Below are 19,699 nucleotides of genomic sequence, written 5' to 3'. Positions count from 1 at the left end.
GGGCTAGCCGATAAAGGGACAATTCCCTAAAATCGAGAATCATTGATTCTAAAACAGGGACAATCATGGATCGTATCGAATGCATGCGCGCCTTCGTGGTGACGGTCGGCGAAAACGGCTTCGCGGCTGCCGCCCGGGCCATGGACGTGCCCCGGTCGAAAGTCAGCAAACAGATTCAGGCGCTGGAAGAAGCCATCGGCGTACAACTGCTGCAACGCACCACCCGCAGCCTGCACCTGACCGAGGCTGGCGCCGAATATTTCGAAGCGGCGCGGGAAGTGATTGCGGCACTGGACGAGGCCGAGCAGCGAGCCCGGGACGGGGTTGGCGAATTGCGTGGTGTGTTGCGGGTGAACGCGCCGATGTCGTTCGGCCTGCGACGGTTGGGCAAATTGATTCCGCTGTTCCACGAGCAGCACCCGAACATCGAGCTGCAACTGGTGCTCAGCGACCAGCAGGTCGATCCGGTGCGCGGCGGGTTCGACGTGACCATCCGCATTGCCAGCCTGCCCGACTCGACCATGATCGCCCGACAACTGGCGCCAGCGCCGCGAATCATGGTCGCCTCCCCCGCTTACCTCGAACGCGCGGGCACGCCGCAGACCCCGCAGGATCTGCGCTCGCATCAATGCTTGAACTACGGCTATCTGCAGAGCGGCGTGAGCCTGCAACTGTGCAACGGCAAGGAGACCCAGCGAGTCAACGTCACCGGGCCGCTGCACGCCAACAACGGCGACCTGCTGGCGCAAGCGGCGGAGGCCGGCATGGGCATTGCGCTGCTGCCGGACTTCATCGTCGAAGAAGCGCTGGCCGCCGGGCGGCTGGTGCCGGTGCTGTGCGAATGGCAAGCCCCGGCGATCACCATCAACGCGGTGTATTCGTCAGCACGGCGGGTGCCGCAGAAGACCCGGGCGTTTATCGAGTTTCTGGTGGGGCAACTGGCGCCGGCTTGCGAATCCCCAACCGGCTGATCCACACCGCCGCCAGAATCACGCCGCCACCGAGGAACAACCGCCCGAGCTCTTCGTGCTGATTCCAGATCAGCAAGTTCAGCAGCAATCCCACCGGCACGTGCAGGTTGTTCATCACCGCCAGGGTGCCGCCGTTGACCAGGCATGCGCCCTTGTTCCACCAGTACAGACCGAGTGCGGTCGAGACCAGGCCCAGGAACACCAGCACGCCCCATTGCAACGGCGCTTCGGGCAGGAAGTTGGATTTGCCGAACAGCAGGAACGCCGGCAACGCCACCGCGAGTGCGCCGAGGTAGAAGAAACCGAAGCGCCGGTAGTGCGGCAGATCGCTCGGATGCTTCGCCACCAGATGTTTGTACAACACCTGCCCGGCGGCGTAGGTGAAGTTGGCGAGTTGCAGCAGCAGGAAGCCCATGAAGAAGTCCGGGTTGATCCGGTCGAAGCGAATCACCGCCGCACCGCACACAGCCACCAGCGCCGCGATCAGCGCCCATGGATTGAAGCGGCGGTTCAGCGCGTCCTCGATCAGGGTCACGTGCAGCGGCGTGAGGATGGTGAACAGCAGCACTTCCGGCACCGTCAGTACCCGGAAGCTCAGGTACAAACAAACGTAGGTCACGCCGAACTGCAACGCGCCGATCAGCAGCATGCCGCGCATGAACGCTGGCTCCACCGAACGCCAGCGGGTCAGCGGGATGAACACCAGCCCGGCCAGCACCACGCGCACCAGCACCGCGAAGTAGCTGTCGACATGCCCGGCCAGGTATTCGCCGATCAGACTGAAGGAAAACGCCTGGATCAGCGTGACAATAAGTAGATAGCCCATGGTCGCCTCGATTTCGAATGGCGGCGACGATAGCGGTTTTTCCCGGCCATCGCTAAATCCCGGGCAAAAAAAAGCCCGATCTCGCTAAGGCGTTCAATCGGGCTACAGCACTCAGGAGCAACAAGTGCAAAGGGAGGTTCGATGCGCGTAGAGCCTTGAAGGGGTTGCGCCAGGTCACTAGAACAATCGGCGATTATCTGGCGATTAACATATCAAGCGACCTGGGACAGTTTGGCGTTGGCCTGGTTGAGGCCCTTCTCCTGGAAGTCGCCGCCCAGGTTCATGCCTTCGGCGTGGATGAAGGTCACGTCGTGGATGCCGATGAAACCCATCACCTGACGCAGGTACGGTTCCTGGTGATCCGCCGGGCCGCCGGCGTAGATGCCGCCGCGAGCGGTCAGCACGTAGGCACGCTTGCCGCTGAGCAGGCCTTGCGGGCCGGTTTCGGTGTACTTGAAGGTGACGCCGGCACGCAGTACGTGGTCGAGCCAGGCTTTCAGGGTGCTTGGAATCGCGAAGTTGTACATCGGCGCGGCCATCACCAGCACGTCGGCGGCCAGCAGTTCATCGGTCAATGCGTTGGAACGATCCAGCGAGGATTGCTCGCTGTCGTTGCGCTGTTCGGCGGATTTCATCCAGCCGCCCAGCAGGTTGATGTCCAGGTGTGGCACCGGGTTCACGGCGAGGTCACGTACGGTGATCTGATCAGCCGGGTGTGCCGCTTTCCACTGACTGATGAAGGTCTGGGTCAGTTGACGGGATACCGAGTCTTGCTGGCGGGCGCTGCTTTCGATGATCAGAACGCGGGACATGGTGTGTAGCCTCCATCCGAGAATGTTGTAAGTCGATGGAGTGAAGGTTAAACAGAGTCGTATCGATGAAAAAGCGCAAATAACTGCTATAAAGCATCGATAAATTCGTTTATAAGCTGACGCATACCTTGTGGGAGCACACGGGCTCCCACAACGAGGCGGGTGTTATTTCGGGTTGCAGCTCAGTTCGACGCGCAGCTTGATGATCTCGCGGGAGAACTTGGCGGTGGCATTGGTATGTTTGCCGGCCGGCACTTCGATATTGCGAGTGCGCGGCGCCTCCGGGCCGTTGCTGAATACGACTTTGCAGACCGCGTCGACCTCGCCGTAGTTGGCGACCCGGATGGAGCCGATATCTTTATCGGTATCGAAGGACTCGTAGTCGATCTTCAGGCCATTGAGATTCTTCTGCACATCGATCGGATACGCAAACGCGGTCAGCGGCAGCAGCGCCAGCACCACACAACAGAATTTTTTCATTCGGCAGTCTCCATGAGGGACAGCCAGCTTAGGACAAGAGGAGCTATTGATGAAAGCGCCCCGCGTGACCCTTGATCAATGGCGAACGTTGCAGGCGGTGGTCGACCACGGCGGATTCGCCCAGGCCGCCGAGGCCCTGCACCGTTCGCAATCGTCGGTGAGCTACACCGTCGCCCGCATGCAGGACCAGCTCGGTGTGCCATTGCTGCGCATCGACGGCCGCAAGGCAGTGCTGACCGAAGCCGGCGGCGTGTTGCTGCGGCGTTCGCGACAACTGGTGAAGCAGGCCAGCCAACTGGAGGACCTCGCCCATCATATGGAGCAAGGCTGGGAGGCCGAAGTGCGGCTGGTGGTCGATGCCGCCTACCCGAGCGCCCGCCTCGTTCGCGCACTGACCGCGTTCATGCCGCAGAGCCGTGGCTGCCGCGTGCGTCTGCGTGAAGAAGTACTGTCGGGTGTCGAGGAAGTGTTGCTCGAAGGCGTGGCCGATCTGGCCATCACCGGCCTGAGCATTCCCGGTTACCTCGGCGCGGAGTTGAGCGACGTGGAATTCGTCGCCGTCGCCCACCCTGAACACGCGCTGCATCGACTGAACCGTGAGCTGAACTTCCAGGACCTGGAAACCCAGATGCAAGTGGTGATCCGCGACTCCGGCCGCCAGCAACCCCGGGACGTCGGCTGGCTCGGTGCCGAACAACGCTGGACCGTCGGCAGCCTCGCCACCGCCGCCAATTTCGTTTCCAGCGGCCTGGGCTTTGCCTGGCTGCCACGGCACATGATCGAACGGGAATTGAAGGAAGGCCTGCTCAAGCTGCTACCGTTGGATCAGGGCGGCAGCCGCAATCCGAGTTTCTATCTGTATTCGAACAAGGACAAACCGCTGGGCCCGGCCTCGCAGATCCTCGTCGAACTGTTGCGCACCTTCGACACCTTGCCGCTGGACGCACCGTTCGCCGCCCCCGAACAAGCCTGACACGGAGTTCACCGATGGCGTATTTCGAGCATGAAGGTTGCAACCTGCACTACGAGGAATATGGCCACGGCGATCCGTTGCTGCTGGTTCACGGGCTCGGTTCCAGCACGCTGGACTGGGAAATGCAGATCCCGGCGCTGGCCGCGCAATACCGGGTGATCGTCCCGGACGTGCGCGGCCATGGCCGTTCCGACAAGCCCCGCGAACGCTACAGCATCGCCGGGTTCAGCGCCGACATCGTCGCCCTGATCGAACACCTGAAGCTCGGCCCGGTGCACTACGCCGGGCTGTCCATGGGCGGCATGATCGGCTTCCAGTTCGCCGTCGATCAGCCGCAGATGCTCAAGAGCCTGACCATCGTCAACAGCGCGCCCGAGGTCAAGGTGCGCAGCCGCGACGATTACTGGCAGTGGTTCAAGCGCTGGAGCCTGATGCGCCTGCTGAGCCTGGCCACCATCGGCAAAGCCCTTGGCGCCAAGCTGTTCCCCAAGCCGGAGCAGGCAGATTTGCGACAGAAGATGGCCGAGCGCTGGGCAAAAAACGACAAACGTGCTTATCTCGCCAGCTTCGATGCGATTGTTGGCTGGGGGGTTCAGGAACGACTTTCGAGGATCTCCTGTCCAACGCTCGTCGTCAGCGCCGACCGGGACTACACCCCCGTTTCGCTGAAAGAAACCTATGTCAGACTGCTGCCCGATGCGCGGCTGGTGGTGATCGCCGATTCACGCCACGCCACCCCGCTCGATCAACCCGAACGTTTCAATCAAACGCTGCTGGAGTTTCTCGCCACAGCCGATATTCACCCTCAGGATCACTGAACCATGCTGAAAAAAATCGCCCTCGCCGCCGGCACCGTGCTGTTCGCCGCCAACCTGATGGCTGCCACGCCGGCCAAGGCGCCACACGTCGAACTGGTGACCACCAACGGCACCATCGAAATCGAGCTGGACCCGGTCAAGGCGCCGATCAGTACCAAGAACTTCCTTGAGTACGTCGACAGCGGCTTCTACACCAACACCATTTTCCACCGCGTGATCCCGGGCTTCATGGCTCAGGGCGGCGGTTTCACCCAGCAGATGGCACAAAAAGACACCAAGGCACCGATCAAGAACGAAGCCAGCAACGGTCTGCACAACGTTCGCGGCACCCTGTCGATGGCCCGTACTTCCGATCCAAACTCGGCCACCAGCCAGTTCTTCATCAACGTTGCCGACAACGCGTTCCTCGATCCGGGCCGCGACGCCGGTTACGCCGTGTTCGCCAAAGTGGTCAAGGGCATGGACGTGGTCGACATCATCGTCAACTCCCAGACCACCACCAAACAGGGCATGCAAAACGTGCCTGTCGACCCTGTGATCATCAAGTCGGCCAAGCGCATCGACTAAGCTTTACAGGGCGTATCGAGCGGCGCTGACCTGATGTCACGCCGCTCACACTGATAAAAGGAGAGCCCGTACTCCGGGCGGTTATCTGATGCTCTATCGCCGTTTCGAACAACTGATCGACATATTCCGTGACGCCCCGACGGCGGCTCCGCCGAACCGTGTTCTGCCCTTCTATACCTATTACCTGAAACAGGTCTGGCCAAGTTTCGCCGCCCTGCTGGTGGTCGGCCTGTTCGCCGCACTGATCGAAGTGGCGCTGTTCAGTTACCTGAGCCGCATCATCGACCTGGCCCAGGGCACGCCGAACCCGAATTTCTTCCACGACCACGCGTTCGAACTGACCTGGATGGTGGTGGTTGCACTGGTGCTGCGCCCGATCTTCTTTGGCCTGCACGACTTGCTGGTGCACCAGACGCTGAGCCCGGGCATGACCAGCATGATTCGCTGGCAGAACCACAGCTACGTGCTCAAGCAGAGTCTGAACTTCTTCCAGAACGACTTCGCCGGGCGCATCGCCCAGCGCATCATGCAGACCGGCAACTCGCTGCGCGACTCCGCCGTGCAGGCGGTGGATGCGCTGTGGCACGTGCTGATCTATGCGGTCAGTTCGCTGGTGCTGTTCGCCGAGGCCGACTGGCGCCTGATGATCCCGCTGCTGACGTGGATCGCCGCTTACATCGGCGCACTCTATTACTTCGTGCCACGGGTCAAGGATCGCTCGGTCGCGGCTTCGGATGCGCGTTCGAAGCTGATGGGCCGGATCGTCGATGGTTACACCAACATCGCCACCCTGAAGCTGTTCGCCCACACCAATTTCGAACAGCACTACGCCCGCGAAGCCATGCAGGAACAGACCGAAAAGGCGCAGATGGCCGGGCGCGTGGTCACCAGCATGGACGTGGCGATCACCACCATGAACGGCCTGCTGATCGTCGGCACCACCGCGCTGGCGCTGTGGCTGTGGTCGCAGTCGCTGATCACCGTCGGTGCCATCGCCCTGGCGACCGGTCTGGTGATCCGTATCGTCAACATGTCCGGCTGGATCATGTGGGTGGTCACCGGGATCTTCGAAAACATCGGCATGGTCCAGGACGGTCTGCAGACCATCTCGCAGCCGGTCAGCGTCACCGATCACGAACAGGCCAAACCGCTGGCCGTGGCCCGTGGCGAAGTGCGTTTCGAGCACGTGGATTTTCACTACGGCAAGAAGAAAGGCATCATCGGCGACCTCAACCTGACCATCAAACCGGGGGAAAAGATCGGTCTGATCGGCCCGTCCGGCGCCGGCAAATCGACCCTGGTCAACCTGCTGCTGCGCCTGTACGACGTCGAGGGTGGGCGGATCCTGATCGACGGCCAGAACATCGCCGAAGTCGGCCAGGAAAGCCTGCGCGCACGGATCGGCATGATCACCCAGGACACTTCGCTGCTGCACCGTTCGATCCGCGACAACTTGCTGTACGGCAAGCCTGACGCCACCGACGCCGAACTCTGGGAGGCGGTGCGCAAGGCCCGTGCCGACGAGTTCATCCCGCTGCTGTCGGATGCCGAAGGTCGCACCGGTTTCGACGCGCATGTCGGCGAGCGCGGGGTGAAACTGTCCGGCGGCCAGCGCCAGCGGATCGCGATTGCGCGAGTGCTGCTCAAGGACGCGCCGATCCTGATCATGGACGAAGCGACCTCGGCGCTGGACTCGGAAGTCGAAGCAGCGATCCAGGAAAGCCTGGAAACTCTGATGCAGGGCAAGACCGTGATCGCCATCGCCCACCGCCTCTCGACCATTGCCCGCATGGATCGGCTGGTGGTGCTGGAGAACGGCAAGATCGCCGAAAGCGGCAACCATGCCGAACTGCTGGCCCATGGCGGGTTGTATGCGCGGTTGTGGGCGCACCAGACCGGAGGGTTTGTCGGCATCGACTGACCCTGCGCGAAACACAAAAACCGCCACAGCCCCTCTGCCACGGGCTCTGGCGGTTTTTTATCGCCTGCTGGAAATCCCTTGAATCCCTGCTGTAATCAGCGAAGGTTCTGGAGATGAACCTGTCGTAATTCTGCAAGGAAGCACAACTCGATGCAGTCTCGATAGCACGTCTATCAAGGACACTCTCATGTCTCTGTTCAAACGTTCAGTCACTGAGTTGTTGGGTACGTTCTGGTTGGTGTTGGGCGGGTGTGGCAGTGCGGTGATCGCCGCGTCTTCACCTATGGGAATCGGCGTGCTGGGGGTCGCCCTGGCGTTTGGTCTGACGGTGCTGACCATGGCGTTTGCCATCGGCCACATCAGCGGATGTCACCTCAACCCGGCCGTGTCGGTCGGTCTGGTCGTCGGCGGTCGGTTTCCGGCCAAAGAGCTGCCTGCCTACATCATCGCCCAGGTGATCGGCGGGATTCTGGCAGCGGCATTGCTCTACCACATCGCCAGCGGCAAGGAGGGTTTCGACATCGCCGCCGGCCTTGCCTCCAACGGCTATGGCGAGCACTCGCCGGGCAAATACTCGATGGCCGCCGGGTTCGTCACCGAACTGGTGATGACCGCCATGTTCGTGGTGATCATCCTTGGCGCCACCGACAAGCGCGCGCCGGCAGGACTGGCACCGATTGCCATCGGCCTGGGCCTGACGCTGATCCACCTGATCTCGATTCCGGTGACCAACACCTCGGTCAACCCGGCCCGCAGTACGGGCCCGGCGCTGATGGTCGGTGGCTGGGCGATCGCGCAGTTGTGGATGTTCTGGGTCGCGCCGTTGCTGGGCGCGGTGGTTGGCGGCGTGGTCTATCGCTGGTTGGGCAAGGAAGACAGTTGAGGGCAGCGGCGAGGATCAGGCTTGCCGATACGGCAAGGCGCTCCTCGCCTCTTCCGCGTAAGCCAGAACACCGGCGCGTTCCTGCTGGAGGAAATCCTTCACGGCGGCTTTCAGGCCGGGATGACGCAGGTAGTGCCAGGAATGGGTGATCACCGGTTCAAAGCCGCGAATCAGTTTGTGTTCGCCCTGGGCGCCGGCGTCGAAGCGCTGGAAACCCTGGGCAATCGCGTAGTCCATGCCCTGATAGAAACAGGTTTCGAAATGCAGCCGGTCGAACTCGGCCAGGCAACCCCAGTAACGACCGTAAAAGCTGTCGCCCCCCACCAGACTGAACGCCATCGCCACCGGCCTTGAGCCCTGTTTGGCCAGTACGACACGAATCGATTCCGGCATGCGCTCGGCCAGCAGGCTGAAAAACTCCCGTGTCAGATACGGCGCCTGACGACGCACCGCATAGGTGTTGGCGTAGCAGGCGTAAACAAAATCCCACTGCGCCTCGTCCAGTTCTCGTCCTTCCAGCCATTCGAACTCGAAACCCTGCCCCGCCACTTGCTCGCGCTCCTTGCGCATCTGTTTGCGCTTGCGCGAACTGAGCACGTCGAGAAAGTCCTGGAAGTCGCGATAGCCGCGATTCTGCCAGTGATATTGACAGCCGATGCGTTGCAGCCAGCCCGGTTGTTCGGCCATGGCAGCGTCGGTGAAGGGGTCAGTGAAGTTGATGTGGGCGCTGGAGAGTTCTTCGATTTGCAGATAGCCCGGCAGGCTCTTGAGCAGTTCGAATCCGTCCTCGACGTTCGCCGCCAGCAACCGCGGACCACTGACCGGGCTGAAGGGCACGGCGCTCAGAAACTTGGGGTAGTAATCAATGCCGGCGCGGGCGCAGGCGTCGGCCCAGCCGTGATCGAACACGTATTCGCCGTAGGAATGCCACTTGCGGTAACCGGGCAGCGCCGCGATCAGACGACCGTCTTCGACATGCAGCAAATGCTCCGGCTGCCAGCCGGTGTGCGGGCCGACACTGCCGCTGTCTTCCAGCGCGCCGAGGAAGGCATGGCGCAGAAACGGCTGGTTGTCCGGCACCAGTGCATCCCAGAGCGCCGGTTCGATTTCCGACAGTTTTTGCAGGCGCTGCAACGGCATTTTCCTCTCCACATCCGGGCCTGAAAGCCTCGCGAGTATCGCCCATCGCCTTGATCTTGCACACGACCAATTGCGCGACAGCGCTCTAAATCAATAGTTCACGGAAGTTTTGTATCGTCATCAACCTGCCATCACCGTGCCACTGCTCTGTCATAAACCATCGCGATACTGGCGCCTGTTTTTAGAGCGCCGGGTTCTACCCGGACACAGTTTTCCGACGTTCAAATCGTCGGTTGTGCCCAGGATGGTTCAGCCATCCCTCTCATCTTCGGAGATTGCTATGCGTCTTGCTTCCACGAAAACTGCGGCAGCCCTGTGCGGTGGCCTGTTGCTGGCCATGAGTGTTCCGGCCAGTGCCGCAGTCGACGCCAAACTGCTCGAAATGCTCAAGGCCAACGGTTCCATTACCCAGGCGCAGTACGTAGAACTGCAAACTGAACTGGCCCAGGATCAGAAGGCCCAGCAAATCGCGCAGCAGGCGCAGCAAGAGACCAACGAGCAGATCGCGGCGACCGCGAAGAAAACCAACGAACTGAGCACCTTCGACCAGAAACTGGCCTGGGCTGCCAAGACCCAGTTCAAGGGTGACGTGCGTTTCCGTCAGGAAACCGTCAAGAACGATGGCGTACCGAACGCCAAGGACCAGGACCGTCAGCGCATTCGTGCCCGTCTGGGTGCCTACACCGAAATCAACCCGCAGGTGGACACCGGTATCCGTATCGCCACCGGCAGCAGCGACGACGCCCGCTCCACCAACCAGGACCTGAACAACTACTTCGACAAGAAGCAGATCTGGCTCGACCAGGGTTACGTCGACTACCACCCTGACGCCATCAAGAACCTGCACCTGATCGCCGGTAAAATGAACCAGCCTTGGGTGAGCATGGGCGACATCATCTGGGACAGCGACATCAACCCGGAAGGCCTGGCCGTCACCTACAAGTACCCGCTGAACGGCAGCGCCGAACTGTTCGGTAGCGCCGGTCACTACACCCTCAAGGACAACGTCGATGGCGAAGGCGTGCAGTTCAAGCACGACCTGCGTCTGTACGCCGGCCAGTTGGGCGGTCGTTTCGCACTGACCGACAGCCTGAAACTGACCCTGGGCGGCAGTATCTATTCCTACGACAACGACAAGGACAGTGCCTGCCCGACCTCCGGCACCGTGACCGCGCCATGCGCCCTGGCCGTCAACGGCAACAGCCCGAACGAAACCTTCAAACTGTATGAAGGCTTTGGTCAGCTGGACGTCGCCAACCTGCCAGTACCGCTGTCGATCTACGGTCAGTACGTCAACAACAACGACGCCAGCAACGACCAGGACACTGGCTGGCTGGCCGGCGTCAAGACCAAGGTTTACGGCTTCGGGATCGACTACAACTACCGCGACGTACAGCGTAACGCTGTGGTGGGTGCCTTCACCGACTCCGACTTCGCCAACGGCTACACCGGTTCGCGCGGCAGCAAGCTGAAAGTGAGCTACGAGCTGGACAAGAACTTCACCCTGGGCGCCACGTATTTCATGGCTAACTCGGACTACACCAACGCCAGCCTCAAGAAGACTGACTCCGACATCAACACCCTGCAACTGGATGCCGAAGCCAAGTTCTAAAACAGCAATGCCAGGCTTCAAGCCGCGAGTGAATGCCTCACTTGTCGCTTGAAGCTGCTTTTCTCCTACAGCCCGGCGCAGCAGCAGCGATCCCCATCATCCGTTCGCCGCTGTTGTGCCGGGCTGTTTTTTGCCTCAGGAATTGTCTTTTCGTCGCTGCTCGGCCAAGCGCTCGGCCAACGCGTCCAGATCCCCTTCCGGTTTCTCCGGCATCTTGCGCAACGTCGCCTGCATCAGCCGCATCTGGCGAATGAAACGCCGGCAATTGGGGCAGAACATCAGGTGATGACGCACCATCAGCTTCTCGCGAAAGCTCAACTGGCCATCGAGATAATCGCTGGATCGTGCCACTTGCTCCTTGCAGGTCAACATTCGCCGGTCTCCTCAAAATGTTCCACGGTCGCGAAGACCTTCAAGCGTGCCCGATGCAACAGCACACGGACATTGGAGAGCGAGATCTCCAGAAGATTACAGATCTCTTCCAGCTCCAGGCCCTGACGCTCGCGCAGCAACAGCACACTGCTTTGCAGTTCTGACAGGCTGAGCAGCGTGTGCTCCAGGCATTCGCGCAGTTCATTCTCGGTGAGCAGCGCTTCGGGCGTGTCCTGATGCCAGGCGAACGGTGCGACCAGCCAGTGACCGTCGCCGGGAGAAAAACGGTCGTCGTCGATGGTGCCGTGGGGCGACGGCAGATCATCCATCAGCACTTCCCGGCGATTCTGCTTGTAGCGACCCTTGGCCGAGTTGGCGGTGATGGTCAGCAGCCAGGTCTTGAGACTGGAGCGGCCTTCGAAGCTGCCGATATGGCGCACCACCGACAGCCAGGCGTCCTGCACCACTTCTTCGACGTGGCGCTGGCCGACAATCGCATAGGCCACCGCGCGCATGGCGCTCTGGTAGGTGGTGACCAGTTCCTTGAAAGCCTTTTGCTCGCCAGCCAGCAGGCGTTCGAGCAATTGAGTGTCATCCGTTGCAGCCATCGATACCTCACGGGCAAAAAAAATCGCAGCCTGCGACGGCTCCCGAAGAAGCGCGCAGGCTGCGATCTTTTAACACGGTCTCAGCGTTTGCGCAGAATCACGCTACCAATCGAATAACCGGCACCGAACGAGCTCAGTACCGCCAGCGAACCGGCCGCCAGATCGTCCTGGTACTTGTGGAAAGCGATCACGGAACCGGCGGAGCTGGTGTTGGCGTAGGTGTCGAGAATCACCGGCGCTTCTTCTTCGGTGGCTTCGCGGCCCAGCAACTTGCGCACGATCAGGTGGTTCATGCTCAGGTTGGCCTGGTGCAGCCAGAAACGCTTCACGTCGCCAACGTTGAGCTTGTTCTCTTCCAGATGCTCGCCGATCAGCTCGGCCACCATCGGGCAGACGTCCTTGAACACCTTGCGACCTTCCTGCACGAACAGTTTGTCGCGGGCACCGATGCCCTCTTCCGCCGCGCGGTTGAGGAAGCCGAAGTTGTTACGGATGTTGTTCGAGAACTTGGTCAGCAGTTTGGTGCTGACCACGTCGAACTGGTGTTTCGACGTCGCCGTATCGGCACGCTCGATGACGACGGCGGTAGCAGCGTCACCGAAAATGAAGTGGCTGTCGCGGTCGCGGAAGTTCAGGTGACCGGTGCAGACTTCCGGGTTGACCATCAGGATCGCCCGGGCCTGGCCCAGTTGCACGGTGTTGGCGGCTTGCTGGATGCCGAAGGTCGCCGACGAGCAGGCGACGTTCATGTCGAAACCGAAACCCTGGATGCCCAGTGCTTCCTGGACTTCGATGGCGATGGCCGGGTAGGCGCGTTGCAGATTGGAGCAGGCGACGATCACACCGTCGATATCGGCGGCGGTCTTGCCGGCACGCTGCAGGGCTTGTTCGGCGGCACCGATGGCCATCTGGCAAAGCACCGACCACTCGTCGTTGGAACGCTCCGGCAGGCGTGGCGCCATGCGCGCAGGGTCGAGAATGCCGTCCTTGTCCATGACGAAACGGCTCTTGATGCCTGAGGCTTTTTCGATGAACGCGGCACTGGATTCGGTCAGGGCCTGGATTTCACCGCTGGCGATGGCGTCAGCGTTGTCGGCGTTGAACTGCGCGACGTAGGTATTGAAAGACTGCACCAGCTCTTCGTTGGAGATGCTGTTGGCCGGGGTGTACAGGCCGGTGCCGCTGATGACGACGTTATGCATGGTCGTTTCTCTAATCTGTTCAGGCAGAAAGTGCTGGCACCGACGTGCCAACACGCAAAGGGTCTATTCCCATAGAGGGGACGCAAAAACCTGGCATCGCTTTATTCCGACCTCGCCCGCGGCTGACAAGGCTCAAAACCGCGGGGCCGGCGTTTATAGGCGCGAAGTTTGCCATAAACCTTGGCATTTGGCGCCTTTTGCTGATCGTTCCCACGCTCTGCGTGGGAATGCAGCCAGGGACGCTCTGCGTCCCAAAAGCGGACGCAGAGCGTCCGGGGAAGCGCTACCACGCAGAGCGTGGGAGCGATCAGGCACTCGCTAGGGTTCGACCTGTGTCCACTGTTTGTTCAGGCGCTTGTCGGAGATCGGCACTTTCGTCCCCAACTGCTGGGCGAACAGCGAAACCCGATACTCTTCCAGCCACCAGCGATACAGCTCGAGCTGCGGATCGCGTTTGCCTTCCTGCGCGTGTTTGGCCGCGCGCGTCTGGTATTGCGTCCAGAGCCCGGCGAGTTCGCCGCTCCAGACCCGATCCTTCTGCACCTGCGCGCCCAGTTTTTCGAAACGTTGCTCGACAGCCTTCAGATAACGCGGCAACTCCTTGAGCCACAGCATCGGCGTTTCGCGGACGAAGCCCGGATACACCAGATGGCTGAGCTGCAGCTTGATGTCGTTAAGCGCCACCGCCTGAGCCAGGTCGATCTTGCCCTTGAAGCGTTTTTGCAGACCGTGCCAGAGCTTGAGGATTTCCAGGGTCAGACGCGCCACCCGTTCGGCGTGCTCGGTCCAGCTGCCACGCTTGCGCTCGGCCAACGCGGCCAGCCCTGCGCCGTCACGAGGCAACGGATCTTCGCCATCAAGAATGCAGCTATCGAGGCTGGCCAGCAGAATGTCTTCCACCAGCGCATCGACCCGGCCCAGTTCGCGGTACAACAAGCCCAGTTCGGTCAGGCCCGGCAACTTGCCGCGCAGGAACTTGGCCGGTTCGGCCAGTTGCTGCATCAACAGTCGCTGCAAGGCGCGGCGATGCTGGAACTCGGCTTCGGCCGGGGTCGAGAAGCGACCTTCCTTGACCGTACCGCCCTCCTCCACCAGCGCCGGATAGACCGTCATCGACAACCCGGCAATCTTCTGCTGAGTCTTTTCCGCCACCGCTGCGAAGACCTTGGCTTCCACCGGTTGCTGGCTTTTCGCGCTCTGCGGCACAGCCAATGCAGCTTGGCTGGCTTCGGCGAAACGTGCCGTCAGCTCCGCCAGATCACGCCCTTCGCCAAGGAACTTGCCCTGGCCGTCGACGATTTCCAGGTTCATCCGCAGATGGCTTTCGACCTGTTGCTCAGCTTCCGCCCAGGCTTCGTCGCTGACCCGCGCACCGGTCATGCGCAGCAATTCACGGCCCAGCGCTTGCGGCAACGAACCTTCGGCAAAGGTCATGCGTTGCAGCGCAGCCTTGATGAAGTCCGGCACCGGCACGAAGTTCTTGCGCAAGGCCTTGGGCAGGTTACGCACCAGCGCAATGCACTTGGCCTCGATCAGCCCCGGCACCAGCCATTCCAGGCGTTCCGGCGGCAGCATCGGCAACAGCGGCGCCGGTACGCGCAGGGTCACACCGTCGCGCGGGTGATTCGGTTCGAAGTGATAATTCAGCGCCAGTTCCAGGTCGCCGATGTGCAGTGTGTCCGGGTAATGCTGGGCGGTGACTTCGCTGGCTTCGCGGGCCAGTACGTCTTCCTCGCGCATGATCAGCAGTTGCGGGTCTTTCTGGCTGTTGACGCGATACCAGCTGTCGAACGTCGCGGTCTGGTGGATCTCCGCCGGCAGTCGCGCATCGTAGAACGCGAACAGGGTTTCCTCGTCGGCCAGAATGTCCCGGCGGCGAGCCTTGGCTTCCAGTTCGTCGAGCTGTTCCAGCAGTTGCTTGTTGGCCGTCAGGCATTTGGCCCGGGACTGAATCTCGCCACGCACCAGGCCTTCGCGGATGAACAGCTCCCGCGAGACCACCGGATCCACCGGGCCGTAATGCACCGGTCGACGACCGACCACGATCAGGCCGAACAGAGTGATCTGTTCGAACGCGACGACCTGGCCGCGCTTCTTCTCCCAGTGCGGTTCGAAGTGGTTCTTCTTGATCAGGTGCCCGGCCAGCGGTTCGATCCAGTCGGCGTCGATCTTGGCCACCATCCGCGCATAGAGCTTGGTGGTTTCCACCAGTTCGGCGGTCATCACCCACTGCGGGCGCTTCTTGCCGATGCCCGACGACGGGTGAATCCAGAACCGCCGCTGACGGGCGCCAAGATAGTCGCCGTCCTCGGTTTTCTGACCGATCTGGCTGAGCAGACCGACCAGTACCGCTTTGTGCAGCTTCGGATAGTCCGCCGGCTCTTTATTGAGGCTCAGCTGCAAGTCGCGGCAGATCAGGCTCAACTGACGATGGGAATCGCGCCACTCGCGCAAGCGCAGGTAGTTGAGGAAATTCTTGCGGCACCAGTTGCGCAGCGGGCTGGCGGTCAGCGCCTGGCGCTGCTCTTCAAAACCGCGCCACAGATTGACCAGCCCGGCGAAGTCCGAATCGATGTCCTTCCACTGGGCGTGGGCCTGATCGGCCGCTTGCTGACGCTCCGGCGGACGCTCGCGCGGGTCCTGAATCGACATGGCGCTGGCGACGATCAGCACTTCCTGCAGACTGCCAAGCTTGGCGGCTTCGAGCAGCATGCGGCCCATGCGCGGGTCCACCGGCAGGCGCGCCAACTGGCGGCCGAGCGGGGTCAGCTGACTGTTGCGATCCACCGCCGACAGTTCTTGCAGCAGGTTGAAACCGTCGCTGATCGCCTTGCCGTCCGGCGGCTCGATGAACGGGAAATCCGTGATCTCGCCGAGGCGCAGATGCAGCATCTGCAGGATCACCGCCGCAAGGTTGGTGCGCAGGATTTCCGGATCGGTAAATTCCGGGCGACCGAGGAAATCCTCTTCGCTGTACAAGCGCACGCAGATACCCGGCTCGACCCGGCCGCAACGACCTTTACGCTGGTTGGCGCTGGCCTGGGAAATTGCTTCGATCGGCAGCCGCTGGACCTTGGCGCGGTAGCTGTAACGGCTGATGCGCGCAGTGCCGCTGTCGATCACGTAACGGATACCCGGCACGGTCAACGACGTTTCGGCGACGTTGGTCGCCAACACCACGCGACGGCCCGGGTGAGACTGGAAGATCCGCTGCTGTTCGGCCGGCGACAGGCGCGCGTACAGCGGCAGGATTTCGGTGTGTTTGAGCTGAGCTTTACGCAGCATGTCGGCGGCGTCGCGAATCTCGCGCTCGCCGGGCAGGAACACCAGCACGTCGCCGGGACTGCGACGCTCGCTGCGCTCATAGGCGGCGATTTCGTCGAGGGTGGCGAGGATCGCCTGATCCACGGTCAGATCGTCCTCGACGCGGTTGCCCTCTTCGTCCTGCTCCAGGGTCAGCGGGCGATACCAGGTGTCCACCGGGAAGGTGCGGCCGGACACTTCGACAATCGGTGCATCATCGAAATGCTTGGAGAAACGCTCCAGATCGATGGTCGCCGAGGTGATGATGACTTTCAGGTCCGGACGACGCGGCAGCAGGGTTTTCAGGTAACCCAGCAGGAAGTCGATGTTGAGACTGCGTTCGTGGGCTTCGTCGACGATGATCGTGTCGTAGCGTTCGAGGTAGCGGTCGTTCTGGGTTTCCGCCAGCAGGATGCCGTCGGTCATCAGTTTGATCAGGGTGTTGGAGTCGCTCTGGTCTTCGAAGCGCACCTGGTAGCCGACCAGTGCGCCCAGCGGCGTACCGAGTTCTTCGGCGACCCGGCTGGCCACACTGCGCGCCGCAATTCGACGCGGCTGGGTGTGGCCGATCAGGCCATGTTGGCCGCGACCGATTTCCAGACAGATTTTCGGCAACTGCGTGGTTTTACCCGAGCCGGTTTCGCCGGCGATGATCAGCACCTGGTGCTTTTCCAGCGCCTTTTTGATTTCGTCACGCTTGGCTGCAATCGGCAGGCTGTCGTCGTAACGGATCACCGGCAGGCTGGCCTTGCGCGCCAGCACCTGATCGCAGGACGCCTGCATGCGCGCCACCCACTGGGCCAGTTTGGCCTCGTCAGGTTTCTTGCGCAGCTCAAGCAACTGCCGCCGCAGCCGGTGGCGGTCGGCGAGCATGGCGTGATCGAGGTTTTTCAGCAGTTTGTCGATGGAGGGCGATTCGTCGGTCATCGGGTACGCAATTCGGTCGTCTAGTGGCGCAAGGACGCGATTGTCGCAGATTTGGCTTCTACTGTGGCGAGGGAGCTTGCTCCCGCTCGATTGCGCAGCAATCGCTGCCCGGACTGGCAGGTGGTTCCAGGGCTGCTTTGCAGCCCTGCGGGAGCAAGCTCCCTCGCCACAGAGTATTCGCTCGCAGAGTTATTCGTTATCGAGGCCCTTGCGCCGATACGGAAAGACGTCGATAACCTTTCCGGCCCGGATCGCCTCCTGCAAGCCCTTCCAGTAATCGGCGTTGTACAACTCGCCATGCAACTGATCGAACAGTTTGCGCTGCGCTGCATCAGCAAACAGGAACGGCGGAAACTCTTCGGGGAACACATCCAGCGGACCGATCGAATACCACGGCTCGGAAGCCATTTCGTCCTCCGGCGTGCGCGGTGCCGGGATATGACGGAAGTTGGCTTCGGTGAGAAAGCAGATTTCGTCGTAGTCGTAGAACACCACCCGGCCATGGCGGGTGACGCCGAAGTTTTTCAGCAGCATGTCGCCGGGGAAGATGTTGGCCGCCGCCAGTTGCTTGATCGCCAGACCGTAATCCTCCAGCGCTTCGCGTACCTGGGCTTCGTTGGCGTTGTCCAGATAGAGGTTCAGCGGGGTCATCCGGCGTTCGGTCCAGCAGTGGCGGATCAGCACGGTTTCACCTTCGAGCGACACCGTGGACGGCGCAACCTCCAGCAACTCCGCAAGGCAGGCCGGATCGAACTTGCTCAGCGGAAAACGAAAGTCGGCGAACTCCTGGGTATCGGCCATGCGCCCGACGCGGTCGACGCTTTTCACCAGTCGGTACTTCTCGATCACCGTGGCGCGGTCGACGTTTTTCGACGGCGAGAAACGGTCCTTGATGATCTTGAACACGGTGTTGAAGCCCGGCAACGTGAACACGCTCATGACCATACCGCGCACGCCCGGTGCCATGATGAATTGGTCATCGGTGTTGGCCAGGTGGTTGATCAGCGCGCGGTAGAACTCCGATTTACCGTGCTTGTAGAAACCGATCGAGGTGTACAGCTCGGCGATGTGCTTGCCCGGCAGGATGCGCTTGAGGAAGCCGATGAACTCCGCCGGCACCGGCACATCCACCATGAAATACGAACGGGTGAACGAGAAGATGATCGATACATCGGCTTCGTCGGTGATCAGCGCGTCGATCTGTATCCCCCGCCCTTCGCGGTGCAACAGCGGAATCACCAGCGGCCACTGATCGTCGTTGGTGTAGATGCGTCCGACCAGATAGGCACCCTTGTTGCGGTACAGCACCGAGGAAAACAACTCGACGCTCAGTTCCGGGTCCTTGCACACCCAGTCCGGCAGGTTCTCGCGCAGTTGCGCTTCCAGACGCTGCAAGTCGCGGGGCAAGTCGGCATATGCCTCGCTGAAACGGTAATCGGCAAAGATGCTCGCGAGCATGCCCGACAACTGCCCTTGCGGCTTGTAGGTACGGGTCTGCGCAGCCCGGGCGCGACGCAGGCTCGGCCGGGTGGTGTGGATGAACATGCAGCCGTCGCTGATCAGGTCGTGGCTGAACAGGCCGCAGAAAATCGAGTTGTACCAGGTCTCGGAGAGCTCATCGTCGAAGCGCAGGTCGATGATGCTGATGTAGGCGCTTTTCACCAACGGCCAGCAACTGACCTCCATCAGCGTGTCCGGCTCGAAATACTCGCGCAGGCGCGCGATGGTTTCGTTGACCTTGTCTTCGTAGAGGTTGATCCGCGCCGCCGACGCGGTTTGCGTCTCCTGCCAGCGCGCCTGCTCGAAGCGTTCCCGGGCGCCGTCGGTGATCCGCCGGAAATGCTCGCGGTAATCGTCAAAGCCATCGAGGATCATGCGGGCGATGTCGGTGGCTGGCCATTGCTGCGGCATAGATGAGACCTCTGCGGGAATTGAAGAATCTGCGCTCGAAGGCCTGAGCTTAGCCACGGAAGCGGGGGCAGGAGAAGTGCAATTTCTGCCAAATCCTCGACCGGGTTGTACAACGACACAGTTTTTATCAAAGTTTTTTGAATCGACCGTTCGGTCAGTAAACATCCCGAATGGCACTTCCCCCTGCACGGCGCCAGCCCGCGTTTTCTCTGGGTTTCGGATCCAATTTATCAACGACATCTCTAGTCCGCGCCTTTGCTCGACGTGTTCACGCCTGTCCACTCCTTGCGGCGTCGGTCAAAAACGGGCCTTACCAAGATACTGGCACTTTGATATACAGCCCGCCATCACCCGCCTCACAACAAGATCCTCG

At 61.2% G+C, this 19,699-nt stretch carries 16 protein-coding genes; 7 read left to right on the top strand and 9 right to left on the bottom strand.

Annotation, left to right across the window (positions count from 1 at the left end; translation table 11 throughout):
- Nucleotides 1-65 precede the first annotated feature (65 nt).
- The gene (locus tag AC1RR7_RS24605) at nt 66-971 is read left to right on the top strand and encodes a LysR family transcriptional regulator (RefSeq protein WP_085605645.1); all 906 of its coding nucleotides are present in this window, start codon (nt 66-68) and stop codon (nt 969-971) included.
- On the opposite strand, the gene AC1RR7_RS24600 is transcribed toward AC1RR7_RS24605, so the two are convergent.
- From AC1RR7_RS24600 to AC1RR7_RS24590, 3 genes are all read right to left on the bottom strand, one after another.
- Nucleotides 916-1,797 (bottom strand): carboxylate/amino acid/amine transporter, encoded by an 882-nt coding sequence (locus AC1RR7_RS24600; RefSeq protein WP_096819353.1) that lies wholly within the window; start codon nt 1,795-1,797, stop codon nt 916-918. The two genes, AC1RR7_RS24605 and AC1RR7_RS24600, sit on opposite strands and share 56 nt — an antisense overlap.
- Before the next feature lie 212 nt (nt 1,798-2,009).
- On the bottom strand, nt 2,010-2,609 hold the full coding sequence (locus AC1RR7_RS24595) for an FMN-dependent NADH-azoreductase (protein ID WP_096819354.1): 600 nt from the start codon (nt 2,607-2,609) through the stop codon (nt 2,010-2,012).
- A gap of 165 nt (nt 2,610-2,774) precedes the next feature.
- Nucleotides 2,775-3,089 (bottom strand): 3-phosphoglycerate kinase, encoded by a 315-nt coding sequence (locus AC1RR7_RS24590; RefSeq protein ID WP_085710332.1) that lies wholly within the window; start codon nt 3,087-3,089, stop codon nt 2,775-2,777.
- Nucleotides 3,090-3,138: 49 nt separating this feature from the next.
- Here AC1RR7_RS24590 and AC1RR7_RS24585 point away from each other — a divergent pair, with 49 nt between their 5' ends.
- The 5 genes from AC1RR7_RS24585 to aqpZ all read left to right on the top strand — a co-directional run bounded on the left by AC1RR7_RS24585 (nt 3,139) and on the right by aqpZ (nt 8,251).
- Entirely contained in the window at nt 3,139-4,062 is a 924-nt protein-coding gene (locus tag AC1RR7_RS24585) for a PA3225 family LysR-type transcriptional regulator (RefSeq protein WP_007956543.1), read from the top strand.
- A 14-nt stretch (nt 4,063-4,076) separates the two neighbouring features.
- A complete protein-coding gene (locus AC1RR7_RS24580) occupies nt 4,077-4,880 on the top strand; it encodes an alpha/beta fold hydrolase (RefSeq protein ID WP_096819355.1) in 804 nt (267 codons plus the stop codon).
- A 3-nt stretch (nt 4,881-4,883) separates the two neighbouring features.
- On the top strand, nt 4,884-5,447 hold the full coding sequence (locus AC1RR7_RS24575; protein ID WP_096819356.1) for a peptidylprolyl isomerase: 564 nt from the start codon (nt 4,884-4,886) through the stop codon (nt 5,445-5,447).
- A gap of 88 nt (nt 5,448-5,535) precedes the next feature.
- Nucleotides 5,536-7,368: an ABC transporter ATP-binding protein gene (locus AC1RR7_RS24570; protein ID WP_096819357.1), complete on the top strand. Its 1,833-nt coding sequence runs from the start codon at nt 5,536-5,538 to the stop codon at nt 7,366-7,368.
- Nucleotides 7,369-7,555: 187 nt separating this feature from the next.
- On the top strand, nt 7,556-8,251 hold the full coding sequence (gene aqpZ, locus AC1RR7_RS24565) for an aquaporin Z (protein WP_096819358.1): 696 nt from the start codon (nt 7,556-7,558) through the stop codon (nt 8,249-8,251).
- 15 nt (nt 8,252-8,266) lie between these two features.
- Here the strand turns inward: aqpZ and AC1RR7_RS24560 are convergent, their stop codons facing one another.
- Nucleotides 8,267-9,391, bottom strand: a complete 1,125-nt coding sequence (locus AC1RR7_RS24560; protein ID WP_096819359.1) for a GNAT family N-acetyltransferase — start codon at nt 9,389-9,391, stop codon at nt 8,267-8,269.
- Nucleotides 9,392-9,671: 280 nt separating this feature from the next.
- On the opposite strand from AC1RR7_RS24560, the gene AC1RR7_RS24555 reads away from it, so the two are divergent.
- Nucleotides 9,672-11,003: a putative porin gene (locus tag AC1RR7_RS24555; RefSeq protein WP_493158624.1), complete on the top strand. Its 1,332-nt coding sequence runs from the start codon at nt 9,672-9,674 to the stop codon at nt 11,001-11,003.
- A gap of 135 nt (nt 11,004-11,138) precedes the next feature.
- Here the strand turns inward: AC1RR7_RS24555 and AC1RR7_RS24550 are convergent, their stop codons facing one another.
- From AC1RR7_RS24550 to aceK, 5 genes are all read right to left on the bottom strand, one after another.
- The gene (locus AC1RR7_RS24550) at nt 11,139-11,375 is read right to left on the bottom strand and encodes an anti-sigma factor family protein (RefSeq protein ID WP_096819361.1); all 237 of its coding nucleotides are present in this window, start codon (nt 11,373-11,375) and stop codon (nt 11,139-11,141) included.
- The gene (locus tag AC1RR7_RS24545) at nt 11,369-11,983 is read right to left on the bottom strand and encodes an RNA polymerase sigma factor (protein WP_102620240.1); all 615 of its coding nucleotides are present in this window, start codon (nt 11,981-11,983) and stop codon (nt 11,369-11,371) included. The genes AC1RR7_RS24550 and AC1RR7_RS24545 overlap by 7 nt, the downstream gene beginning before the upstream one ends.
- A gap of 80 nt (nt 11,984-12,063) precedes the next feature.
- Nucleotides 12,064-13,185 (bottom strand): beta-ketoacyl-ACP synthase III, encoded by a 1,122-nt coding sequence (locus AC1RR7_RS24540; protein WP_096819363.1) that lies wholly within the window; start codon nt 13,183-13,185, stop codon nt 12,064-12,066.
- 318 nt (nt 13,186-13,503) lie between these two features.
- Complete coding sequence (gene hrpA, locus AC1RR7_RS24535) at nt 13,504-17,415, bottom strand: ATP-dependent RNA helicase HrpA (RefSeq protein WP_493158623.1); 3,912 nt, start codon at nt 17,413-17,415, stop codon at nt 13,504-13,506.
- 189 nt (nt 17,416-17,604) lie between these two features.
- Nucleotides 17,605-19,326 (bottom strand): bifunctional isocitrate dehydrogenase kinase/phosphatase, encoded by a 1,722-nt coding sequence (aceK, locus tag AC1RR7_RS24530; RefSeq protein ID WP_102620238.1) that lies wholly within the window; start codon nt 19,324-19,326, stop codon nt 17,605-17,607.
- Between the last annotated feature and the right edge of the window lie 373 nt (nt 19,327-19,699).

The organism is Pseudomonas sp. GW821-FHT11G12 (assembly GCF_058808055.1).
This window is presented reverse-complemented; position numbering and strand designations above follow the sequence as displayed.